Origin of the sequence: Ruminococcus sp. YE71, assembly GCF_900119155.1 — a bacterium.
Lineage (GTDB): Bacteria > Bacillota > Clostridia > Oscillospirales > Ruminococcaceae > YE71.
Genome location: NZ_FPIR01000005.1, coordinates 130,777 through 149,678 on the forward strand (window position 1 = coordinate 130,777; position 18,902 = coordinate 149,678).

Annotated in this window: 15 protein-coding genes and 1 tRNA gene; 8 read left to right on the plus strand and 8 right to left on the minus strand. The window is 54.5% G+C overall.

What is annotated here, in order from left to right:
- Window positions 1-15: 15 nt before the first annotated feature.
- Window positions 16-885, plus strand: coding sequence for a polysaccharide deacetylase family protein (locus BT142_RS06420; protein ID WP_072417386.1), 870 nt, complete (start codon window positions 16-18; stop codon window positions 883-885).
- 96 nt (window positions 886-981) lie between these two features.
- Here BT142_RS06420 and BT142_RS06425 read toward each other — a convergent pair whose 3' ends face one another.
- From BT142_RS06425 to BT142_RS06445, 5 genes are all read right to left on the minus strand, one after another.
- Entirely contained in the window at window positions 982-3,222 is a 2,241-nt protein-coding gene (locus BT142_RS06425) for a DNA gyrase/topoisomerase IV subunit A (protein ID WP_072417387.1), read from the minus strand.
- 14 nt (window positions 3,223-3,236) lie between these two features.
- Window positions 3,237-3,452, minus strand: a complete 216-nt coding sequence (locus BT142_RS06430) for a hypothetical protein (RefSeq protein WP_072417388.1) — start codon at window positions 3,450-3,452, stop codon at window positions 3,237-3,239.
- A gap of 91 nt (window positions 3,453-3,543) precedes the next feature.
- Window positions 3,544-5,544 (minus strand): toprim domain-containing protein, encoded by a 2,001-nt coding sequence (locus BT142_RS06435; protein WP_072417389.1) that lies wholly within the window; start codon window positions 5,542-5,544, stop codon window positions 3,544-3,546.
- A gap of 616 nt (window positions 5,545-6,160) precedes the next feature.
- A complete protein-coding gene (spoIVA, locus tag BT142_RS06440) occupies window positions 6,161-7,630 on the minus strand; it encodes a stage IV sporulation protein A (protein WP_072417390.1) in 1,470 nt (489 codons plus the stop codon).
- A 12-nt stretch (window positions 7,631-7,642) separates the two neighbouring features.
- Entirely contained in the window at window positions 7,643-9,169 is a 1,527-nt protein-coding gene (locus BT142_RS06445) for a DUF3794 domain-containing protein (protein WP_072417391.1), read from the minus strand.
- 215 nt (window positions 9,170-9,384) lie between these two features.
- On the opposite strand from BT142_RS06445, the gene BT142_RS06450 reads away from it, so the two are divergent.
- Complete coding sequence (locus tag BT142_RS06450) at window positions 9,385-10,593, plus strand: cation:proton antiporter (protein ID WP_072417392.1); 1,209 nt, start codon at window positions 9,385-9,387, stop codon at window positions 10,591-10,593.
- A 67-nt stretch (window positions 10,594-10,660) separates the two neighbouring features.
- Window positions 10,661-11,851, plus strand: coding sequence for an Mbeg1-like protein (locus BT142_RS06455; protein ID WP_072417393.1), 1,191 nt, complete (start codon window positions 10,661-10,663; stop codon window positions 11,849-11,851).
- A gap of 491 nt (window positions 11,852-12,342) precedes the next feature.
- Here BT142_RS06455 and grcA3 read toward each other — a convergent pair whose 3' ends face one another.
- The 3 genes from grcA3 to pflB form a co-directional block, all read right to left on the minus strand.
- Window positions 12,343-12,585 (minus strand): autonomous glycyl radical cofactor GrcA3, encoded by a 243-nt coding sequence (grcA3, locus tag BT142_RS06460; protein ID WP_072417394.1) that lies wholly within the window; start codon window positions 12,583-12,585, stop codon window positions 12,343-12,345.
- Between the two features lie 24 nt (window positions 12,586-12,609).
- Complete coding sequence (locus tag BT142_RS06465) at window positions 12,610-12,840, minus strand: hypothetical protein (RefSeq protein WP_072417395.1); 231 nt, start codon at window positions 12,838-12,840, stop codon at window positions 12,610-12,612.
- Between the two features lie 191 nt (window positions 12,841-13,031).
- Window positions 13,032-15,149, minus strand: coding sequence for a formate C-acetyltransferase (pflB, locus tag BT142_RS06470; RefSeq protein WP_072417396.1), 2,118 nt, complete (start codon window positions 15,147-15,149; stop codon window positions 13,032-13,034).
- 466 nt (window positions 15,150-15,615) lie between these two features.
- On the opposite strand from pflB, the gene BT142_RS06475 reads away from it, so the two are divergent.
- The 5 genes from BT142_RS06475 to BT142_RS06495 all read left to right on the plus strand — a co-directional run bounded on the left by BT142_RS06475 (window position 15,616) and on the right by BT142_RS06495 (window position 18,901).
- Window positions 15,616-15,915: a YerC/YecD family TrpR-related protein gene (locus tag BT142_RS06475; RefSeq protein WP_072417397.1), complete on the plus strand. Its 300-nt coding sequence runs from the start codon at window positions 15,616-15,618 to the stop codon at window positions 15,913-15,915.
- On the plus strand, window positions 15,912-16,700 hold the full coding sequence (locus tag BT142_RS06480) for a class I SAM-dependent DNA methyltransferase (RefSeq protein WP_072417398.1): 789 nt from the start codon (window positions 15,912-15,914) through the stop codon (window positions 16,698-16,700). The genes BT142_RS06475 and BT142_RS06480 overlap by 4 nt, the downstream gene beginning before the upstream one ends.
- Window positions 16,701-16,703: 3 nt before the next feature.
- A complete protein-coding gene (gene hslO / locus BT142_RS06485) occupies window positions 16,704-17,582 on the plus strand; it encodes an Hsp33 family molecular chaperone HslO (RefSeq protein WP_072417399.1) in 879 nt (292 codons plus the stop codon).
- 371 nt (window positions 17,583-17,953) lie between these two features.
- A complete protein-coding gene (locus BT142_RS06490) occupies window positions 17,954-18,712 on the plus strand; it encodes a GH25 family lysozyme (RefSeq protein ID WP_072417400.1) in 759 nt (252 codons plus the stop codon).
- Between the two features lie 116 nt (window positions 18,713-18,828).
- Window positions 18,829-18,901: transfer RNA gene (locus BT142_RS06495), tRNA-Val, on the plus strand.
- Window position 18,902: the final 1 nt, after the last annotated feature.

The window sequence follows — 18,902 nt, forward strand, 5'->3', positions numbered from 1 at the left end:
GAAGGAGAACTGGAAATGTTCGGTGTATTTCGGCTTTCGGGGAGCGTTTGTCTTGCGATGGCGATGGGTCTGACCGCAGGAGCGGTGATGCTGATAACGCTGTTCTCGTCGGCGGACGAGGGGAAAAAGTGCGTTGACGGTAAGGAATTGCCCGTCCTCATGTACCACAGCGTCGTGAGGGACGGGTGTGAAACGGGTGAGTACGTCATCAGCGAGTCGGCGCTTGAAGCCGACCTGATGTGGCTCGGCGAGAACGGCTACACCACCGTGTTCTGTTCGGACGCGGAAGGGTTCGTGAGCGAGGGGGCTCCCCTGCCCGAAAAACCCGTGATACTGACCTTTGACGACGGATGCTACAACAGCTTCTCCATCGTGCTGCCCCTGCTGGAAAAGTACGGCATGAAAGGGACATTCGCGCCCGTGGGCGAATGGTGCATCAACTCGGCGGAAGAGACCGCCCCCAGCGAGGTCTGGTCGTACATGAAGCCCGAGAACCTCCGCACGCTCATCCAGAGCGGCAGGTGCGAGCTCGCGTCTCACAGCTGGTCTATGCACGATCTCGGCGAAAGGCAGGGTATGCTACGCAAAGAGGGCGAGAGCTTCACCGACTACAGGCGGACGCTGTGGGGCGACCTGCACAAAGAGCAGAAACTGTTCGCGGAGTGCGGCTGCAAAGGGTGCAAAGTACTGGTCTATCCCTACGGCTTCGGTAACGAGGAGACCGAACAGCTGACCGCAGAGATGGGCTATACGGTCACACTGAGCTGCCGCGAGCGCATGAACGTTCTCCGCAATAACGACAGGAGCTGTCTGCGTCTGATGGGCAGGTTCGAGCGCACCCCCGAACGCTCCGCCGCCGACATTCTCGGCGCAGATGCCGAATGATACCTAACCTGCCGCAGGCGGAAAAAAGGCACTTCTGTCAGAAGTCAGACAAAAGTGCCCGATTTTATTCTTTTCGCGGCTGAACTTCCCTGTTCATTACAGCATTATCTGGTCTGGGTCGGGAAGGTCTTTTGCAGGCGAACCTGTCGAAGGTATCGTCTTGCAGCGGTACTTTTTCAGCGCTTCCGCGGTCTCTGCCGTTATGACTGAAGCCGAAACGAGCTCTGCCTTGCCCTTCAGCGACATTACCGAAACGCCTATGGTGGTCTTGGTGGTCTTAGGCAGCAGCAGCGCCGTGTCGAATATCAGCGCACGGTTGTTGGAAGAGCGCAGCATTATCTCCGCATTGTCCGCAACGAATATCGCCGCCACGAGTCTGTCTTTCAGGCTCAGCGCACCCGTCAGCTTCTTGCGGTTGGTCTTGGTCTCGTATGCCGACAGCGGCACCTTCGCCACCTTGCCGCCCGCGTACACGAATATCATGAAGCCCGAATAGTCGGTGGTGTTGACCATCGCCGCCACAGTCTCCCCCTCGTCGAAGCTGAGCTTCGCGGGGATGTAGTCGCCCATCGCGCTGGCTTTCGTCTCCGAGAACGCCGAAACGCGGGTCTTGTAGCAGTTGCCGCCCGTGGTGAAGAACAGCAGCTCCGAACGGTTGTTGGTCTCTATCTCCTGCGTTATCACGTCGCCGTCTTTCAGCTTATGGTCGCTCGCCATTCGCAGGCTGTTGGGAAGTATCTTCTTGAAGTAGCCGCTCTCGGTCATGAACAGCGTGCAGGTGAAGTCGGGGATGTCATCCTCCTCATCGACCTCCACCACGTCGGATGCGTAGTAGAACTGCGTCCTGCGCTCCTGACCGTACTTCTTCACGATGTCGCGGAGCTCCTTTGCGATGACGGCTTTTATCTTCTTGTCCGAGCCTGCTATCTCTTCAAGGGCAGCGATGTCGGCTTTCAGCTCCTCAATGTCCTTGGTGCGCTTCAGGATGTACTCGCGGTTGAGGTGGCGGAGCTTTATCTCTGCCACGTACTCAGCCTGCACCTCGTCGATGCCGAAGCCTATCATCAGGTTCGGAACGACGTCGGCTTCCTCCTCGGTCTCGCGGACTATCTTCACCGCCTTGTCGATGTCAAGCAGTATCTTTTCGAGACCTTCGAGCAGGTGGAGCTTTTCTCGCTTCTTGTTCAGGTCGAAGTTGGTGCGCCTTCTCACGCAGTCAACGCGGAATTTTATCCATTCGTCCAGAATTTCGTACACACCCATAACCTTCGGGTAGCCGTGTACGAGTATATTGAAGTTGCAGGAATAGCTGTCCTCAAGGGGTGTCAGGCGGTACAGCTTCTGCATGACCTTCTCGGGGTCGGTGCCTTTTTTGAGGTCGATGGTGATGGTCAGACCGTTCAGGTCGGTGTCGTCGCGGACGTAGCTGACCTCACGGAGCTTGCCTGCCTTGACCTGCGCTATCATCTTCTCGATGATGGCTTCGACGGTGGTGGTGGCAGGTATCTCGGTAATGATGAGGGAGTTCTGCTTCTTGTCGTACTCGTACTTTGCGCGGAGCTTTATCGAGCCGCGTCCCGTGCGGTAAACGTCATTCAGCACGTCCTCGTCGTAGAGCATCAGACCGCCGCCCGAAAAGTCGGGGCCTTTGAGCGTTTCAAGGGCGTTGTGCTCGGGGTTCTTCATCAGCGCGATGGTCGTCTCACAAATCTCGGAAAGATTGAAGGAGCAGACAGACGAAGCCATCGAAACGCCGATACCCACGTTCGCGTTGACGAGTATCGATGGGAACGCCGCAGGCAGAAGGGTCGGCTCCAGCATCTCGTTGTCGTAGTTCGGCACGAAATCGACGGTATCCTTGTCGATGTCGCCGAACAGCTCGGCGCAGATGGGGGCGAGCTTTGCCTCGGTGTATCGCGAAGCCGCGTAGGACATATCGCGGGAGTACGCCTTGCCGAAGTTACCCTTGCTGTCCACGTAGGGGTGGAGCAGGGTCTCGTTTCCCCGTGCGAGACGCACCATGGTCTCATAGATAGCCTGGTCGCCGTGAGGATTGAGCTTCATGGTCTGACCGACGATGTTCGCGCTCTTCGTCCTCGCACCCGTCAGCAGACCCATCTTGTACATGGTGTAGAGTATCTTTCTGTGAGAGGGCTTGAAGCCGTCTATCTCGGGGAACGCTCTCGACACGATAACGCTCATGGCGTAGGGCATATAGTTCTTTTCGAGGGTGTCGGTGATCGACTCCTCGACCACCGTGCCTGCGCCTGCGATATACGCATCGGGCAGCTTTGACAGATCTATTTTAGGTTCTTTACCGCTTGGTTTCTTTGCCATTTTTTACCTTCCCTTTAATGCAGTTTTATAAGAGCCGCCGCAGTTATCATGACTGCCGCCGCCGCGTAGGAAATTATCATTCTCTTTTTGTATTTTTTCAGTCTTGCGATCCGTTCGTCGTTAGTCTCGTCCGAACCGAATGCCGCAAACAGCTTCACGGTCGCAAGCAGCGAAAACCCTATCGCCGCCCCCGCCCCGATAAGCAGTATAACAATAAAAACATTCTCCATACAATACCACCGTTTCAGATAAGAGATAAGGTTTCGTCTGCGAAGTCCGCAAAACGGACACATTTTCTCTTATCTCTCAACTATCATCTGTTTACGAGATGTCCGCCATTTCGAGGTAGTCGTGACCGAACTCGCTGATGTGGTCTTTACGTGCCTGAAGGTCGTCGCCGAGGAGCATATCGAACATCTGTGCCGTGCGGTCTGCGTCGGTGGGGTTGACCTTGATAAGGCGGCGGGTCGAGGGGTTCATGGTGGTAAGGCTCATCATCTCGGGCTCGTTCTCACCAAGTCCTTTCGAGCGCTGAAGGGTGTACTTCTTGTCGCCTATCTTCTTCAAGATGTCCGCTTTTTCGGACTCATCGTATGCGAAGTAGGTCTTTTCCTTGCCGCCCTTTTCCTTGACAGTTATCTCGAACAGCGGCGACTCCGCGATATACACGTAGCCCTTGTCGATAAGCGTCGGGCAGAGACGGTATATCATGGTCAGCACCAGTGTGCGTATCTGGAAGCCGTCGTAGTCAGCATCGGTACAGATGATGATCTTGTTCCAGCGCAGTCCCGCGAGGTTGAAGTTGGATATCTCCTTGTTGGACTTGGTCTGCACTTCCACGCCGCAGCCCAGCACCTTGATGAGGTCGGTGATGATCTCGCTCTTGAAAATGCGCGCGTAGTCGGCTTTAAGGCAGTTGAGTATCTTGCCGCGTATCGGGATGACCGCCTGAAACTCGGAGTCACGCGCCATCTTTACCGAACCCAGCGCCGAATCACCCTCCACGATATACAGCTCGCGGATGGAAACGTCCTTGCTGCGGCAGTCGTTGAACTTCGCCACCTGATTTGCAAGATCCATCTTCTGGGTGAGTGCGTTCTTGATGTTGAGTCTGCTCGATTCAGCCTTCTCACGGCTGCGCTTGTTGATGAGCACCTGCTCGCAGAGCTTCGCCGCCTCGTCGGGCTTCTCGATGAAGTATACCTCCAGCTGTTCGCGCAGGAACTCGTTCATGCAGTCCTTGATGAACTTGTTGGAGATAGCCTTCTTGGTCTGGTTAGCGTAGCTCGTCACCGTCGAAAAGCTCGAAGATACCAGCACGAGACAGTCGGCTATATCGGTAAAGCTGATGGGCTTTTCGTTCTTTGTGTACTTGTTGTTGTCCTTTATCCACTTGTTTATCATGTAGGTGAAGGCGAGCTTTACGGCGTCGTCGGGAGAACCGCCGTGTTCGAGGAAGCTGGAGTTGTGGAAATACTCGGTTATCTGCACGTAGTTCGAGAATGCGAACGCCACACCCAGCTTAACTCTGTAGTCTTCCATGTCCGCTCTGTCGCGTCCGATGCGCTCGCCCGTGTAGTACTGAACGCTGGTGAGACCCTTGTCCCCCACAAGCTCGGTAACGTAGTCGGAGATGCCGTTCTCGTAGAGGAAGCTCTGTTCTTCAAAAGTGCCGTCAGCCTTCTCCTCGCGGAGCACGAACTCGACATTCGGGTTGACGACTGCCTGCTTCTTGAGCATATCCACGAAATACTCGGTGTCGATCTTTATCTCGGTGAAGACCTCAAGGTCGGGCTTCCAGCGCTGAACAGTACCTGTGCGCTTGCCCTTGAATTCCTTCTTTTTCAGGCCGCCGACGTTCTCGCCCTTCTCGAAGTGCAGGTCGTACTGAAAGCCGTCTCTGTAAACTGTGACGTCCATATATTCACTGGCGTACTGTGTAGCGCACGCGCCGAGACCGTTCAGACCGAGCGAGAATTCGTAGCTCGAAGAGTCGTTGTTGTGATACTTGCCGCCTGCGTAAAGCTCGCAGTAGACCAGCTCCCAGTTGTATCTCTGCTGAGCCTGGTTGAAGTCAACGGGACAGCCGCGTCCGAAGTCCTCAACCTGGTAGCTGTCGTCCTTGAATTTCGTGAGGATTATCTTGTTTCCGTTTCCGCTTCTCGCCTCGTCTATCGAGTTTGAAAGTATCTCGAATACCGAGTGCCTGCATCCGTCGGGACCGTCCGAACCGAATATGACGGCAGGACGCTTGCGGACTCTGTCCGCGCCCTCAAGAAGCTCTATCGATTCGTTGTCGTATTCCTGTTTTTTCTTTGACATTTATTTCACTCCGTTTTTTCTTACTCCCTATCCGGTCGCGTGCCGCTGTGTGTGCTGCTGTCTGCGGGTATTTCTTGGGGGAGACCCTTTTGAAAAAGGGTATTCCCCCAAACCCCCTCACTAAAACTTTTTATACTTTTTGGCTTTTTAGTTGTTCTTCCTTGATTTGTGCAGGTCGGGAATTTTTGAGTTCTCTCCCTTGACAGCACGCACCTTGCCAAAAAGACGTTCAATGGTGGTTTACACTTCATCTGCGGTATTTATCAGGAGGTCTCTCTTGAAATGGTGATAGTCTATCTTTCCGACCACAACCAACTGCCAACATATTAAAAGTCTTTGAAAAAAGGGGGGCGGGGTGAGATCCTTTCTTCAAGCCGTGCGTAGCTAAGGCGGAGGTTCTCACTCCGATAAACCCACCGACAGCAAAACAAAAAGTTTTTCCGGAAGTCTGCAATCAAAGTTTATTATACCACAAACTGGGGGGCGATGTAAATAAAAAAATTTTAAACAATTATCTGCGGGGGGATAAAAACGGATCCTGCTGTTCCGAGGAGGCGGGCGGGCTTGGGAGCGCAGAAAGACACCTCCGTTCCTGCGGCGGAGGTGTCCGATAAGATCACAGTATAAGGCAGATGAGCCCAGAGCAGCCCTCGTTTATCATTCTTGCGAGGGTCTCGCAGAGGCGGCGGCGGGCTTCGGGCGGGAGTTTGCCGAGCTTCGCGTTCAGACCCTCGGTGACCAGCTCGTGCAGGCTCTTGCCGAAGATATTCGACTCCCAGATGCGCTCGGGAGCGTCGTCGAAATCGCTCATCAGCGACATCACCAGCTCTTCCGACTGCTTCTCCGAACCGACTATCGGCGCCACTTCGGTCTGTATCTGGGTCTTCATCAGGTGGATGGAAGGCGCAGTGGCACGCAGACGGATGCCGTACTTGCCGCCCTGCTTGATTATCTCGGGCTCTTCGAGGGTCAGCTCCCCTGCCGAGGGCATGACGATGCCGTAGCCCGTGCGCTCGGCTTCTTCGAGCGCACCTGCCAGCCGAGAGTATTTCTCGCGTATCTTCACCAGCTCGGTTATCTTGGGTATCAGCTCGCTCTCGTTTTCGAGGGGGATGCCTGCCGCTTCGCCGATGATGCGGATAAAGAGACTGCTCTCAAGGACTGCCGCGACCTCGGCTTTTCCGCTCGAAAGCTCGGCGGACGTCACCGATGCCGAAGTGATGTGTTCGCACTCGGACAGCACACGCACGAATTCGGGCAGGTCGCGCAGGGTCGTGACCTTCTCCGCCGCCGCACGGATGCTCTCGTAGAACGCCGAACGAAGCCAGTGCCCGCGGTCGAGGGAGTTTATCCAGCTCGGCGCGTTGACGGCTATCTCGGTCACGGGGAAGGCGTACAGGAGTTCGGTGAGGATGCGCTCGATGTCCTCGCCGCTGAGGTCGGCACAGCTTATGGGCAGGACGTTGACACCGTACTGACTGCTCAGCCGCTTGGCGAGGGCTTTGGAGGACGGGCTGTGGGGTTCGAGGCAGTTGAGAAGCACCGCAAAGGGCTTGCCAGTCTCGCGAAGCTCGCTGATGACACGCTCCTCGCACTCGGCGTATTCCTCGCGTGGGAGGTCGCTGATACTGCCGTCGGTGGTTATCACCAGCCCCACCGTCGAATGCTCGGTGATGACCTTGCGGGTCCCCACCTCTGCCGCCATGTTGAAGGGCACTTCCGCGTCGAACCACGGGGTCATGACCATGCGTGGTGCGCTGTCCTCGATGTAGCCCTGGGCACTTGGGATGACGTAGCCCACGCAGTCGATCATCCTCAGCCTGAAGCTCGCCGTACCCACGTTGACGGTGACCGCTTCCTCGGGGATGAATTTCGGCTCGGTGGTCATTATCGTCCTGCCTGCCGCCGACTGGGGGAGTTCGTCAGACGCGCGCTCACGCCTGTAGTCGCTGTCGATGTTCGGTATCACAAGCTGTTCCATGAACTGCTTTATGAAGGTGGATTTGCCCGTCCTGACGGGGCCTACCACGCCGATGTATATGTCGCCGCCCGTTCTTGCGGCGATGTCGCTGTAAATATCTGTCATAGATGCTTCTCCTTATCGGTCATTCATCGGTATCAGCAGAACTCGTCTGCCGCCGCCTGAAACGGGGTTCTCGTCAATGAGCGGCTGTACGCCTGTCGAGTAGCGCTTCGCTATCTCCCAAAGGCTCTCGTCCTCGCCGCCCGTGTAGCAAATCCTCACCGCACAGCCCTTGTCGCACTGTCTTGGGCGGCTCTCGTCGGCGGTGATGTCGGTGATGAGACCCTCGCCCACCGAACGGCTCACAACTGCTGAAAGCTCCAGCTCCGCCTTTGCCGAGACCGCTCCGCCCTCGCCCAGCGAGTAGGAACAGCCCGTCACACGGGCGGTAACGCGGACGGTGTCGGGGATGTACTGTATGCCCGTTATCTCCTGCTCGAAGGGCGCTTCACGCTCTGCGCAGACCGCCGTGCCGTCCGAAAGGAACGCCAGCATACAGAAGGTCAGCTTGCCGCAGATGAAGCCTTTGCCGCTCTCCTCGTCGCGCCTGAAATAGCTCGTCACGTCCTCGCACCACAGGTCGCAGACCCTCGCCGCTTCACCCTCGGAGGAGGTCAGCACGCAGGCGGCAGTGCAGGAGACCGAGGCTCTCTCGGGCGGCGAGATGACGGCGTTTTCCGCACGGGTGCAGACCGTTTCGCACCTTGTGGAGTAGGCGTCGGTCACAAGCTCCGCCGTCTCGAAGCGCTGAGCTGTGACGTTCACCAGCATGACCAGTTCGCACTCCAGCAGGCCGTCGCTCCCCTGCGTGATGACGCACTTGGCGGCGGTGATGCTCACATCGGTATCGAAGCTGTCCTCAAGCCCCTCGATGTCGATTATCTGCGAGAAGGGTATCGCGAAGCGCATGGTCTCGGGGCTACCGCCGTCCTTCGGCAGGTAAAGCAGGTTCACCCTCGCTTCGCCGCCCGCCACCAGCTTGCCCGAGATGACCCTCTGCTCCCCCTTCTCGATGGCGACGCCGCACCTCATCACGTTCCCGAATGGCGGTTTGCCCTGAGCGAGTTCAAGCTCCTCGATGACGGTGATGCGCTTTGCGGCGGTCAGTCTTTTCGAGGGGTAGACCGCCTGCTCACGGCGAAGCTGTATGCCACCGCCCGAAGCTCCCGTCAGGAGAGTCACGGTCTGTTCCCCGTCGGCGCAGACCCTGCACGAGATGCTTCCGCGGACTTCGAGCCTGCGTTTGTCGGCGACGCGGCAGTTGACGCTCTGCACGCAGGGGGTGACCGTTACCGACGGCGAAACGGTGTCGGGCGGAAGCTCAACGGTCTTGGTGTACTCCTGCGTATGCTCGACGCAGTAAACTCCGCCGCCCTCGGGACTGCGGTAGATGACGCGTATCACCACGCTCAGGTCAAAGCTGAGTCTGCCGCCGTTTATCGCCGTTGAGACAACTCCCGGGGTCATGCTGCATCTCAGCACCCGAAAAATATCGGGGCAGTAATCGGGCAGGTAGAAGTCGTGCTCAGCCGCCTGGGCGACTTCGGTGTCGAGCACTCTCGCGGACGCCGCCGCCTGCACCCTTTCAAGTTTAAGCTCCATAGCTGTTCCTCCAAAATATGTTTTTTCCGCAGTGAAGATCGCCTGCGCTTGATTTAACATATGCGGAGCACGGGACAAATATGACAACCCCGTCGCAGGGGCAAAAAGCCACAAAATCTCATGTGGAAATCCGATAAAAACCGCCATATTGCGCCTTGAACTTGCACTCTCAACGTGATATAATAGTATGATGGAAAGAGAGTGATATATTTAAAATGGACAGAATTGCATTTTTCAGGGACCTGGCTGTGATAATCGTTTCAGCCAAAGTGTTCGGACTGCTGGCGCAGAAGCTGAAAGCGCCGCAGGTTGTGGGCGAGATAATCGCGGGACTTCTGATAGGACCCTGCTGTTTCAAGCTGGTTGGCGACTCGGACTATCTTTCGCTGCTCGCCGAGATAGGCGTAGTCATGCTGATGTTCGGCGCGGGACTTGAAACGAACATAAAAGACCTGCTGAAAACGGGCGTAAAAGCCCTCGTGATAGCCTGCATCGGCGTATTCGTGCCGCTCATCGGCGGAACTTTGCTGTACAGCGCGTTCTACGGCTTTGACAAGATAGGTTCGGAGCATTTTTTACGGGCGGTGTTCATCGGCACGATAATGACGGCGACATCGGTGGGCATCACGGTGCAGACGCTGAAAGAGCTGGGCAAACTCAAAGGCGAGATAGGAACGCTCATAATGTCGAGTGCGATAATCGACGATGTTATCGGCATCATAGTCCTGACCTTCGTCATCGGCTTCAAGAACCCCGAGACAAAGCCCCTTGACGTTGTAGTGCGCACGCTGCTGTTCATCGTGTTCAGTTTCGGCGTGGGATTTCTCACCTACTTCATATTCAAGAAGATCGACAAGCGTTATCCCCACAAGCGCCGCATACCCATCCTCGGGCTTGCGCTGTGTATGTTCCTTGCCTTTGCGGCTGAGGAATTCTTCGGCATCGCGGACATCACGGGCGCATATGTTGCGGGACTTATCCTGTGCAATCTGAAGGATTCCGACTACATCGCAAGCAAGGTGGATGTCAACTCCTACATGATCTTCGGACCCGTATTCTTCGCGTCCATCGGTCTGAAAACGACCCTTGACGGCTTCACCGCCGAACTGCTGGTATTCTCCATCGGTTTCGTTCTGGTGGCGCTTCTGACGAAGATAATCGGCTGCGGACTCACCGCAAAGCTGATGGGCTACGACCTGAACAGCAGCCTGAAAGTCGGTGTCGGCATGATGACACGCGGCGAGGTCGCGCTGATCGTTGCGCGAAAGGGCATGAGCGAGGGTATGCTTGACGCGAAGTACTTTGCTTCGGTCATCCTGCTGATAATCGTTTCTTCGATGACTACTCCTATCGTTTTGAAGATACTGTACAAAAAAAGTGACAGCAGAGATGCGGCGCTCGAACAGGCCGAGGTTACGGCGTGAGCGGTTTGGGTTCTGTTTAGCTTTAATTTTTTAGCGTTTGTGCTATTTTTTTGAAAGAGGTGTTCTTATGGTCGGTATTCTTGACTATATCGGGTGGAGGGGGGATATCGGGTTCGATGTTTCTCCTTTCAATGACGTTGATGCCCTTATCCTCGCTCAGCTCAGCTATGTGCCTTTCGACGGGCTTCTCCCTGCGGGCTTCGGTCAGCCTGTCTCCCTCGCTCGGGCTGCCGAGCTCTTCGACCCCGATAAAGTTCCCGACAAACTCCGCATAATCACGTTCAGAGATGACTGCGAACTCATCCGCCGTCTCGGCAGCGAAAAACGCTTTTCATCCCTCACCGTCGAGGGCTTTGTCAACAACACCGACGCCGAGAAAAACGTTCAGTTCGCGGCTATAACCATCAATCTCCCCGACGGCAGAAAATACATCTCCTTCCGCGGCACGGACGACACCATAGTCGGCTGGAAAGAGGACTTCAATTTCAGCTACCTCTGCGAGACCCCCTCGCAGACCCTCGCAATGCGCTATCTCAAAGATAATTTCGCCGATTTTGACGGCGGACTTATCCTCGGCGGTCACTCGAAGGGCGGCAATCTCGCGGTCTATGCGGCTGTCTACTGCGGCTACGAGATAGGCTCAGCCATCGAGCAGATATACGACTTCGACGGTCCTGGATTCCGAAGCGAGATCGCTGACGGGCTGGCTTACAGGCGGTTCATCCCGAAGATACGCAGTTTCATCCCCGAGAGTTCTCTCGTCGGGCAGCTGCTCACCGCGAACGTCGAGCATAGCATCGTCCGCAGCAGTGCGAAGGGCATCATGCAGCATCTGGCATACTCGTGGGCGGTCGTCCGCGACAGTCTCGAACTGACCAACGGGCTCTCGAAAACGGGCAGCATGATAAACAAGACCATGTCCTCGTGGCTGGGCAGTCTCGACGATGAGACGCGCCGAATGTTCGTCAAGGCGGTGTTCGACGTGCTGGAAGCCCCCGATTTCGAGACATTCACCGAGCTGGGCAAGTTCAACCTCAAGACAACAGCCGCCATCCTCGGCGCGATACGAAAGCTCGCGCCCGTCCAGCAGAAAGCAGTCTTGCACGCCTTCAAGCAGCTCGCCCTCAGCGGCAAAGACGCAGTCTTTTCCGAGCTGAGCGAAAGCATGAAAGATATGCAGCAGAAACTGCCGATGTCTGCGGGTGCTCTTGGGGGAGACCCTTTTGAAAAAGGGTCTTCCCCCAAACCCCCTCACTAAAACTTTTAAGGCAATACCGCACGACCATTGTGCGTCAGATGCGCCGCACCAGCGAAGCTGGTGCCACAGATTTTTCGTCAGATTGTCTAAATTCGACGCAGGCTTGCTGACGCAAGTCAAGGAGAATTTGGGCAATATGACGGAATAATATGTGTATCAAGCTTATGCTTGATACGGCATATGACATGCAAAGGCGCGAGCCGGTGGTTGTGCGGTGTTGCCTTAATACTTTTTGGCTTTTGGGTGTTTCTACCTGAATTTGTGCAGATCAGGAAGAAAGACGCTCTTCTCTTCGATAGCTTGTCCCTTGCCAAAAAGACGTACATGAGAGCGTAACGCTTCGTTTGCGGTATTTATCAGATGGTCACACTTGAAGCGGTGATAGACTATCTTCCCGACCACAACTAACAGAAACAAAAGTCGGCATATCCGAAGTGGTTCGGATATGCCGATGTTTTTTCGTTTTATGTCCTGTAAGCAGGTCGCGCTGCTCAGATGGACTTATGGAAAGTACGCGAGATAACGTCGTCCTGCTGTTCCTTAGTGAGCTTCACGAAGTTAACAGCGTAGCCCGATACGCGGACGGTCAGCTGCGGATACTTCTCGGGGTGAGCCTGTGCATCCAGCAGAGTCTCGCGGTCGAACACGTTGACGTTCAGATGGTGACCGCCTTTTTCAACGTAACCGTCGAGCAGTCCCACAAGGTTGTCTATCTGATTATCTGTTGCTGCCATGATACATCTTCCTTTCAAGTTATATCAATCGTCATCCTCGTCGTCGAAAGCCTCGTCCTGAAATTCGGTGGGCTGAGCGCACGCGCCGTTCACACAGCAGTCATTCGACTGAACAGTGGTGTACTTGATGCCGTCGCTCTCCTCGTCGAGGTCGATAACGAGATGTCCCGTTCCCTGAGCTATGAGCTTGTCGATCACCGAAACGAGATCGTCAGGCTCGCCGTTCGAGTTTTCTTCTTTAAGGATAAGTCCCATTTCAGATCACCTCTGTTGATTCGCTCCCTTTCGGGGATTCGGTCATGTTTGTTGATTTATTCTGTAGTACTGTGGTTCGCCGTTGTTGCTGGCAGGTCATTTTGCGGGGAACTTCGTCCCCATACCCTGCCAGGCGCGGTGACGCCTGACCCACTCAGCCCATGGCGGACACGGTACGTTTGTGCTGTTTATTATAAGCTCTCGTCGTCTCCGAGGGAGTCTGCGATGCTCTCGATATCGAGGTCGCCCATGAATACCTTATCGTCCTTGCCGAGCGCGTCGGGGATGATGGAGAAGGTGTTCGAGATGCCGTCCTGTGCGTGTCTGAAAGGCAGCTTAGCTACCGATGCCAGCGATGCAGCCGCACCGTGAGTATCTCTTCCGTGCATCGGGTTAGCGCCGGGTGCCAGCGGCACGCCGATCTTTCTGCCGTCGGGGGTCGAACCTGTCTTCTTGCCGTATACCACGTTGGAAGTGATGGTCAGGATGGACATGGTCGGCACGCCGTCACGATAGGTGTGGTGCTTTCTTATCATGTTCATGAAGGTGCGAACGAGATCGACAGCGATCTGGTCAACTCTGTCGTCGTTGTTGCCGTACTTCGGGAAATCACCCTCTACAACGTAGTCAACGACCACATTGTGTGCGATATCAACTACCTCGCCCTTCTTGTTCTTGATCTCGATGTCGCGGCGAACGGGCTTTACCTTCGCGTACTTGATAGCGGACAGCGAGTCTGCAACTACCGACAGACCTGCGATACCTGTTGCGAAGTATCTCTTTACGTCCCTGTCGTGCAGAGCCATCTGGATACGCTCGTAGCAGTACTTGTCGTGCATGAAATGGATGACGTTGAGGGTGTTGACATACACGCCTGCGAGCCATTCCATCATGTCGGTGTAGCGCTCCATTACGGTGTCGTAGTCGAGCACTTCGTCGGTGATAGGACGGTACTTAGGACCGATCTGGAGTCCCAGCTTCTCGTCAACGCCGCCGTTTATCGCGTAGAGCAAGCACTTTGCAAGGTTCGCTCTTGCGCCGAAGAACTGCATCTCCTTGCCGACTCTCATGGAGGAAACGCAGCAGGCGATAGCGTAGTCGTCGCCGTGGGTGGTTCTCATCAGGTCGTCGTTCTCGTACTGGATGGACGAGGTGTTGATGGAGATCTTAGCGCAGTATCTCTTGAACGCCGCAGGCAGCTTGACGCTCCACAGAACGGTGAGGTTAGGCTCGGGAGCGGGTCCGAGGTTTTCAAGGGTGTGCAGGTAACGGAAGCTGTTCTTCGTTACCATGTGCTCGCCGTCAACGGTCACGCCGCCGATGGACTCGGTCACCCACTGGGGGTCGCCCGAGAAGAGCTGATTGTACTCGGGAGTACGTGCGAACTTGACCATTCTCAGCTTCATGATGAAGTGGTCGATCAGCTCCTGAGCGCCTTCCTCGGTGAGGATGCCTCTCTCAAGGTCGCGCTGGATATAGATATCAAGGAATGTCGAGGTGCGTCCGAGAGACATAGCAGCGCCGTTCTGCTCCTTGACAGCTGCGAGGTAGCCGAAGTACAGCCACTGAACAGCTTCCTTTGCGTTAGCCGCAGGACGGGAGATGTCGCAGCCGTAGATCTTGCCGAGCTCGATCAGCTCACCGAGAGCTCTCTTCTGCTCTGCCAGCTCCTCGCGCAGTCTGATATTCTTCGAGGTCATGCGGACGAGGGATGTGTCGATCTGATCCTGCTTGTCCTCGATAAGTCTCTTGACGCCGTAGAGTGCAACACGTCTGTAGTCGCCGATGATGCGTCCTCTGCCGTAAGCGTCGGGAAGACCCGTGATGATGCCCGCGTGGCGGACAGCCCTCATCTCGGGGGTATATGCGTCGAAAACGCCCTGGTTGTGTGTTTTTCTGTACTTGGTGAAGATATCGATGACCTCGGGGTCAACATGATAGCCGTTCTGCTCGCAGGCGGAAACAGCCATTCTGATACCGCCGAAGGGCATGAGTGCGCGCTTTAAGGGCTTGTCAGTCTGCAAGCCCACGATCTGCTCGAGATCTTTATCGATATAGCCCGCCTCATGAGAAGTGATAGTGGATATGATCTTGGTATCCATATCGAGCACGCCGCCCTTTTCACGCTCCTGCGCGAAGAGGTCAAGCACTTTTGCCCACAGCTTCTTTGTCCTCTCACTCGGAGGTGCCAAGAAACTCTCATCACCGTCGTAAGGAGTATAATTCCTTTTAATAAAGTCTCCTACATTTACCGAAGCATTGCTCCATCTGCCGGGAGTAAAGCCTTCCCACTCAGGAAAAAATTCCATCGCCAAACAAATCAGTCCTTTCCTGTACAGGCAAGCCGCATAAGCGGTAAGCTATAACAACATTCTGCAAGTGTGTCATATAGATCAGTGCATATCTTTATGCCCTGATAAATATATTACATTATTATAATAACACAATATATAGTGATTGTCAAGGGCTTGAACAACTACACTATGTAAAATCTTCATTAACTCAAATGGTATACTTTTGGACATTAAACAACTTCCCGAGGTCGGATGATCAATATTCGCCAATTTTTTCAAAATATCTCATGTATTTATATATAACATCTATGCAAATCCGTAAAATACCGACCTCGTCCTGTGCGTTTCCAACAGATGTTAATAAATTGTAAAGTTTCTCTGCCGATACTTTACTTAAAGGATGGAATGTGGTAAAATTACAATAGGTGATTTAGCACTTTAACACTTGAAATATTAAGTGTCCGAAGGGAGAATTATACATATGAAAGAAAGAATCGAAATAAAAAACCTTGAACAGCTTTACGAAGCTATCCTCACGCTGGAGACTACCGAGGAATGCGCACTGTTCTTCAAGGATCTCTGCACCGTTCCAGAGCTGAAGGCTCTGTCTCAGCGTTTTCAGGTGGCAAAGCTCCTGACCGACAACCACGTCTACAGCGACATCGTGCAGGAAACGGGCGCTTCCACAGCTACCATCAGCCGCGTCAACAGGTCGCTGGCTTATGACGGCTCGGGCGGATACAGCATCGTGTTCGACAGACTCAGGGAGAAGAACAAGTGAGCGGCTACGCGAGCTTCGCTTACTTTTACGACAGGCTGACCGAGAACGTTGACTACCGCGGCATGGCGGCAAAGATAGATGAGTGGGTCACCCGCTTCGGCGGCAGGAAGGGCATACTGCTTGACACCGCCTGCGGCACGGGTTCGCTCTGCATGGAGCTTTCGAAACTCGGATACGACGTTATCGGCACCGACAGCTCGGAAGAGATGCTTGGGGCGGCTCTCGACAAGAAGTTCGACAGCGGTCTCAGCATACAATATCTGCGGCAGGATATGCGCAGTCTCGATATGTACGGCACTATCGACGTGACCGTCTGCACGCTGGACAGCGTGAATCATTTACCCGACGAAGAGGACGCACTTAAAGCTTTTAAGTGCGTTTCACTGTTTGCGTTCCCCGACGGGATGTTCATCTTCGATGTGAATACCCTGCACAAGCACCGCGACGTGCTGGCGGACAACGCTTTCGTCTACTCGCTGGACGGGCTGTACTGCGGCTGGCAGAACGAGTACGATAAAGCGGACAGTTCGGTGCATATATGGCTCGACTTCTTCGAGGAGGAGGACGGCAGCTGGCACAGATACTCGGAGGACTTCCGCGAGATTTACATTTCACCTGAGCGGATAGAAGAGATGCTTCGGGAGGCAGGATTCGAGATACTCGGCGTGTTCGGCGGATATACCGACGAGCCGCTCACGGAGAACAGCGAACGCGCGGTCTACGTCTGCCGCAAGGTGCCGACGGAACAGGAACTTTCCGACAACGGAATCAATATACAGGAGTAAGTTATGAGCAGGATAGTAAGGTCGATAACCAAGGACGCTTCGGTGGTGTGCAGCGCCATCGACGGACTTGATATCGTTGCAAGGATAGAAGAAATCAACAAATCATCGGCTGTGTGTACGGCGGCACTGGGCAGGCTCGCGATGGGAGCTTCGCTGATGGGATTCGGACTGAAAAACGACGCCGACACGCTGACCGTCAGACTCGACGGCGGCGGCCCCGCAGGTGCGCTCATCGCCGTTTCGGACAGCTACGGCAACGTCAAGGCGTACATCCAGAACCCCATAGTCGAGATACCGCTCAACGACAAGGGCAAGCTCGATGTGGGCGGCGCGGTCGGCAGAGACGGCACGCTGACGGTCATCAAGGACATGGGTCTGAAAGAGCCGTACTCGGGACAGATACCGATCTACACGGGCGAGATCGCCGAGGACATCACGCAGTATCTCGCGGTCAGTGAGCAGACTCCGGGAGCGTGTGCGCTGGGCGTGCTCATCAATCCAGATCTGAGCGTGAAGTGTGCAGGGGGATTCCTGTTGCAGGTACTTCCCTTCGCGCCCGAGGAAGCCATCACACAGCTGGAGAAGAACCTCGCAGGCGTGACTTCGGTGACGTCGATGATAGAGGCAGGAATGACCCCCGAGGACATTTCGCTGAAGATGCTCGAAGGACTTGAGCCGAATGTGCTGGATGATTTCGAGGTCAACTATGTCTGCGACTGTTCGAGAGAGCGTACTGAGAGAATGCTGATATCCCTCGGAAAGAAAGAGCTTGAAGAGCTCGCGAAAGACGAAACGACCGAGATATGCTGTAACTTCTGCGACAAGAAGTACACCTTCACCAGCGAAGAGATAAAAACTCTCATAACCGAATCGCAGGAATGAAGCGTGTTCGCCAGAGTCTCAAAAAGTTTAGGAGGGGGTCTGGGGGAGACCCTTTTCAAAGGGTCCCCCCGGCCGCCGGAGGCACTGAAAGAAAACCGCTCAGACCCGTAAACAAACAACATAAGAGACCAAATATAAAATCGGCAAATCCGGAAAAACGTCCCGAAAGCCACGATATGAAAGCCCATATCAAACTTTCAAGAACAGCGATTTGCCGATTTTATTTTCACGAGAGAGCGCCAGCGATTCGAGTGAAACCCCCAATTTCGCCAAAGGCGAAACAATCAAGCACCAAATCACAAAAAGAATAATCAACAACCAACCCACAAATATATAAGGAAAGTAAAGAAAAAGAAAAAAGGAAAAAACCAATGAGAAAATCCCAAAAACTCCGCACCGTTCTGACAGTCGGCGCGGCGGCAGTATTATTGTGTGCAGTCGGTGCAGTGCTATTCGTCAAACAGGTCATCCACCTGAATAAACCCTCGGAGACCGACTACCCCGTCAGAGGCGTCGATGTGTCGAACTATCAGGGCGAGATCGACTGGACGACACTTTCGCAGGGACTGGACTTCGCGTATATCAAGGCCACCGAGGGCAGCAGTTTCGTCGATTCGCACTTTGCGTTCAACTACGCCGAGGCACAGAGGACTCCCCTGCGCGTCGGGGCTTACCACTTTTTCAGCTTCGACAGCTCGGGCAAAACTCAGGCGGAAAACTATATCGCAAGCGTCGAGCCTTACGAAAGGATGCTCCCGCCCGTCGTGGACGTGGAGTTCTACGGCGAGTACTCCGACGAACATAAACCGTCGGAAGAGGTCGTGCCCGAGATAGCCGACCTGCTCGGGGCACTTGAGGACCGCTACGGCGTCAAGCCCGTCATCTACGCCACGGGCTCGGCTTACAAATCCTACATCAAGGGGAATTTCGACGGCTACGACGTGTGGATACGGGATGTCTACTTCAAGCCCGAAAGAGACTGGATGTTCTGGCAGTGGTCAAGCGTCGGCAGACTCGATGGCTACGACGGCGAGGAAGAATGCATCGACCTGAACGTGTTCAACGGCTCGAAAGCTGAGTTTGAAAGGTACGGTTTGTGCAATATAGCAGAGAATTGTGCGGATTCTTGATAAAAATGTGGCATCTGCACAAATTCAATTTTTTTTGAAAAATCGCTTGACAAACGCACGATGTTAGTGTATAATATAATAGTCGCTTGAAGCGATAAACAAAAAATCGCAAAAATGGAAGCTTAGCTCAGCTGGGAGAGCATCTGCCTTACAAGCAGAGGGTCATAGGTTCGAGCCCTATAGTTTCCAT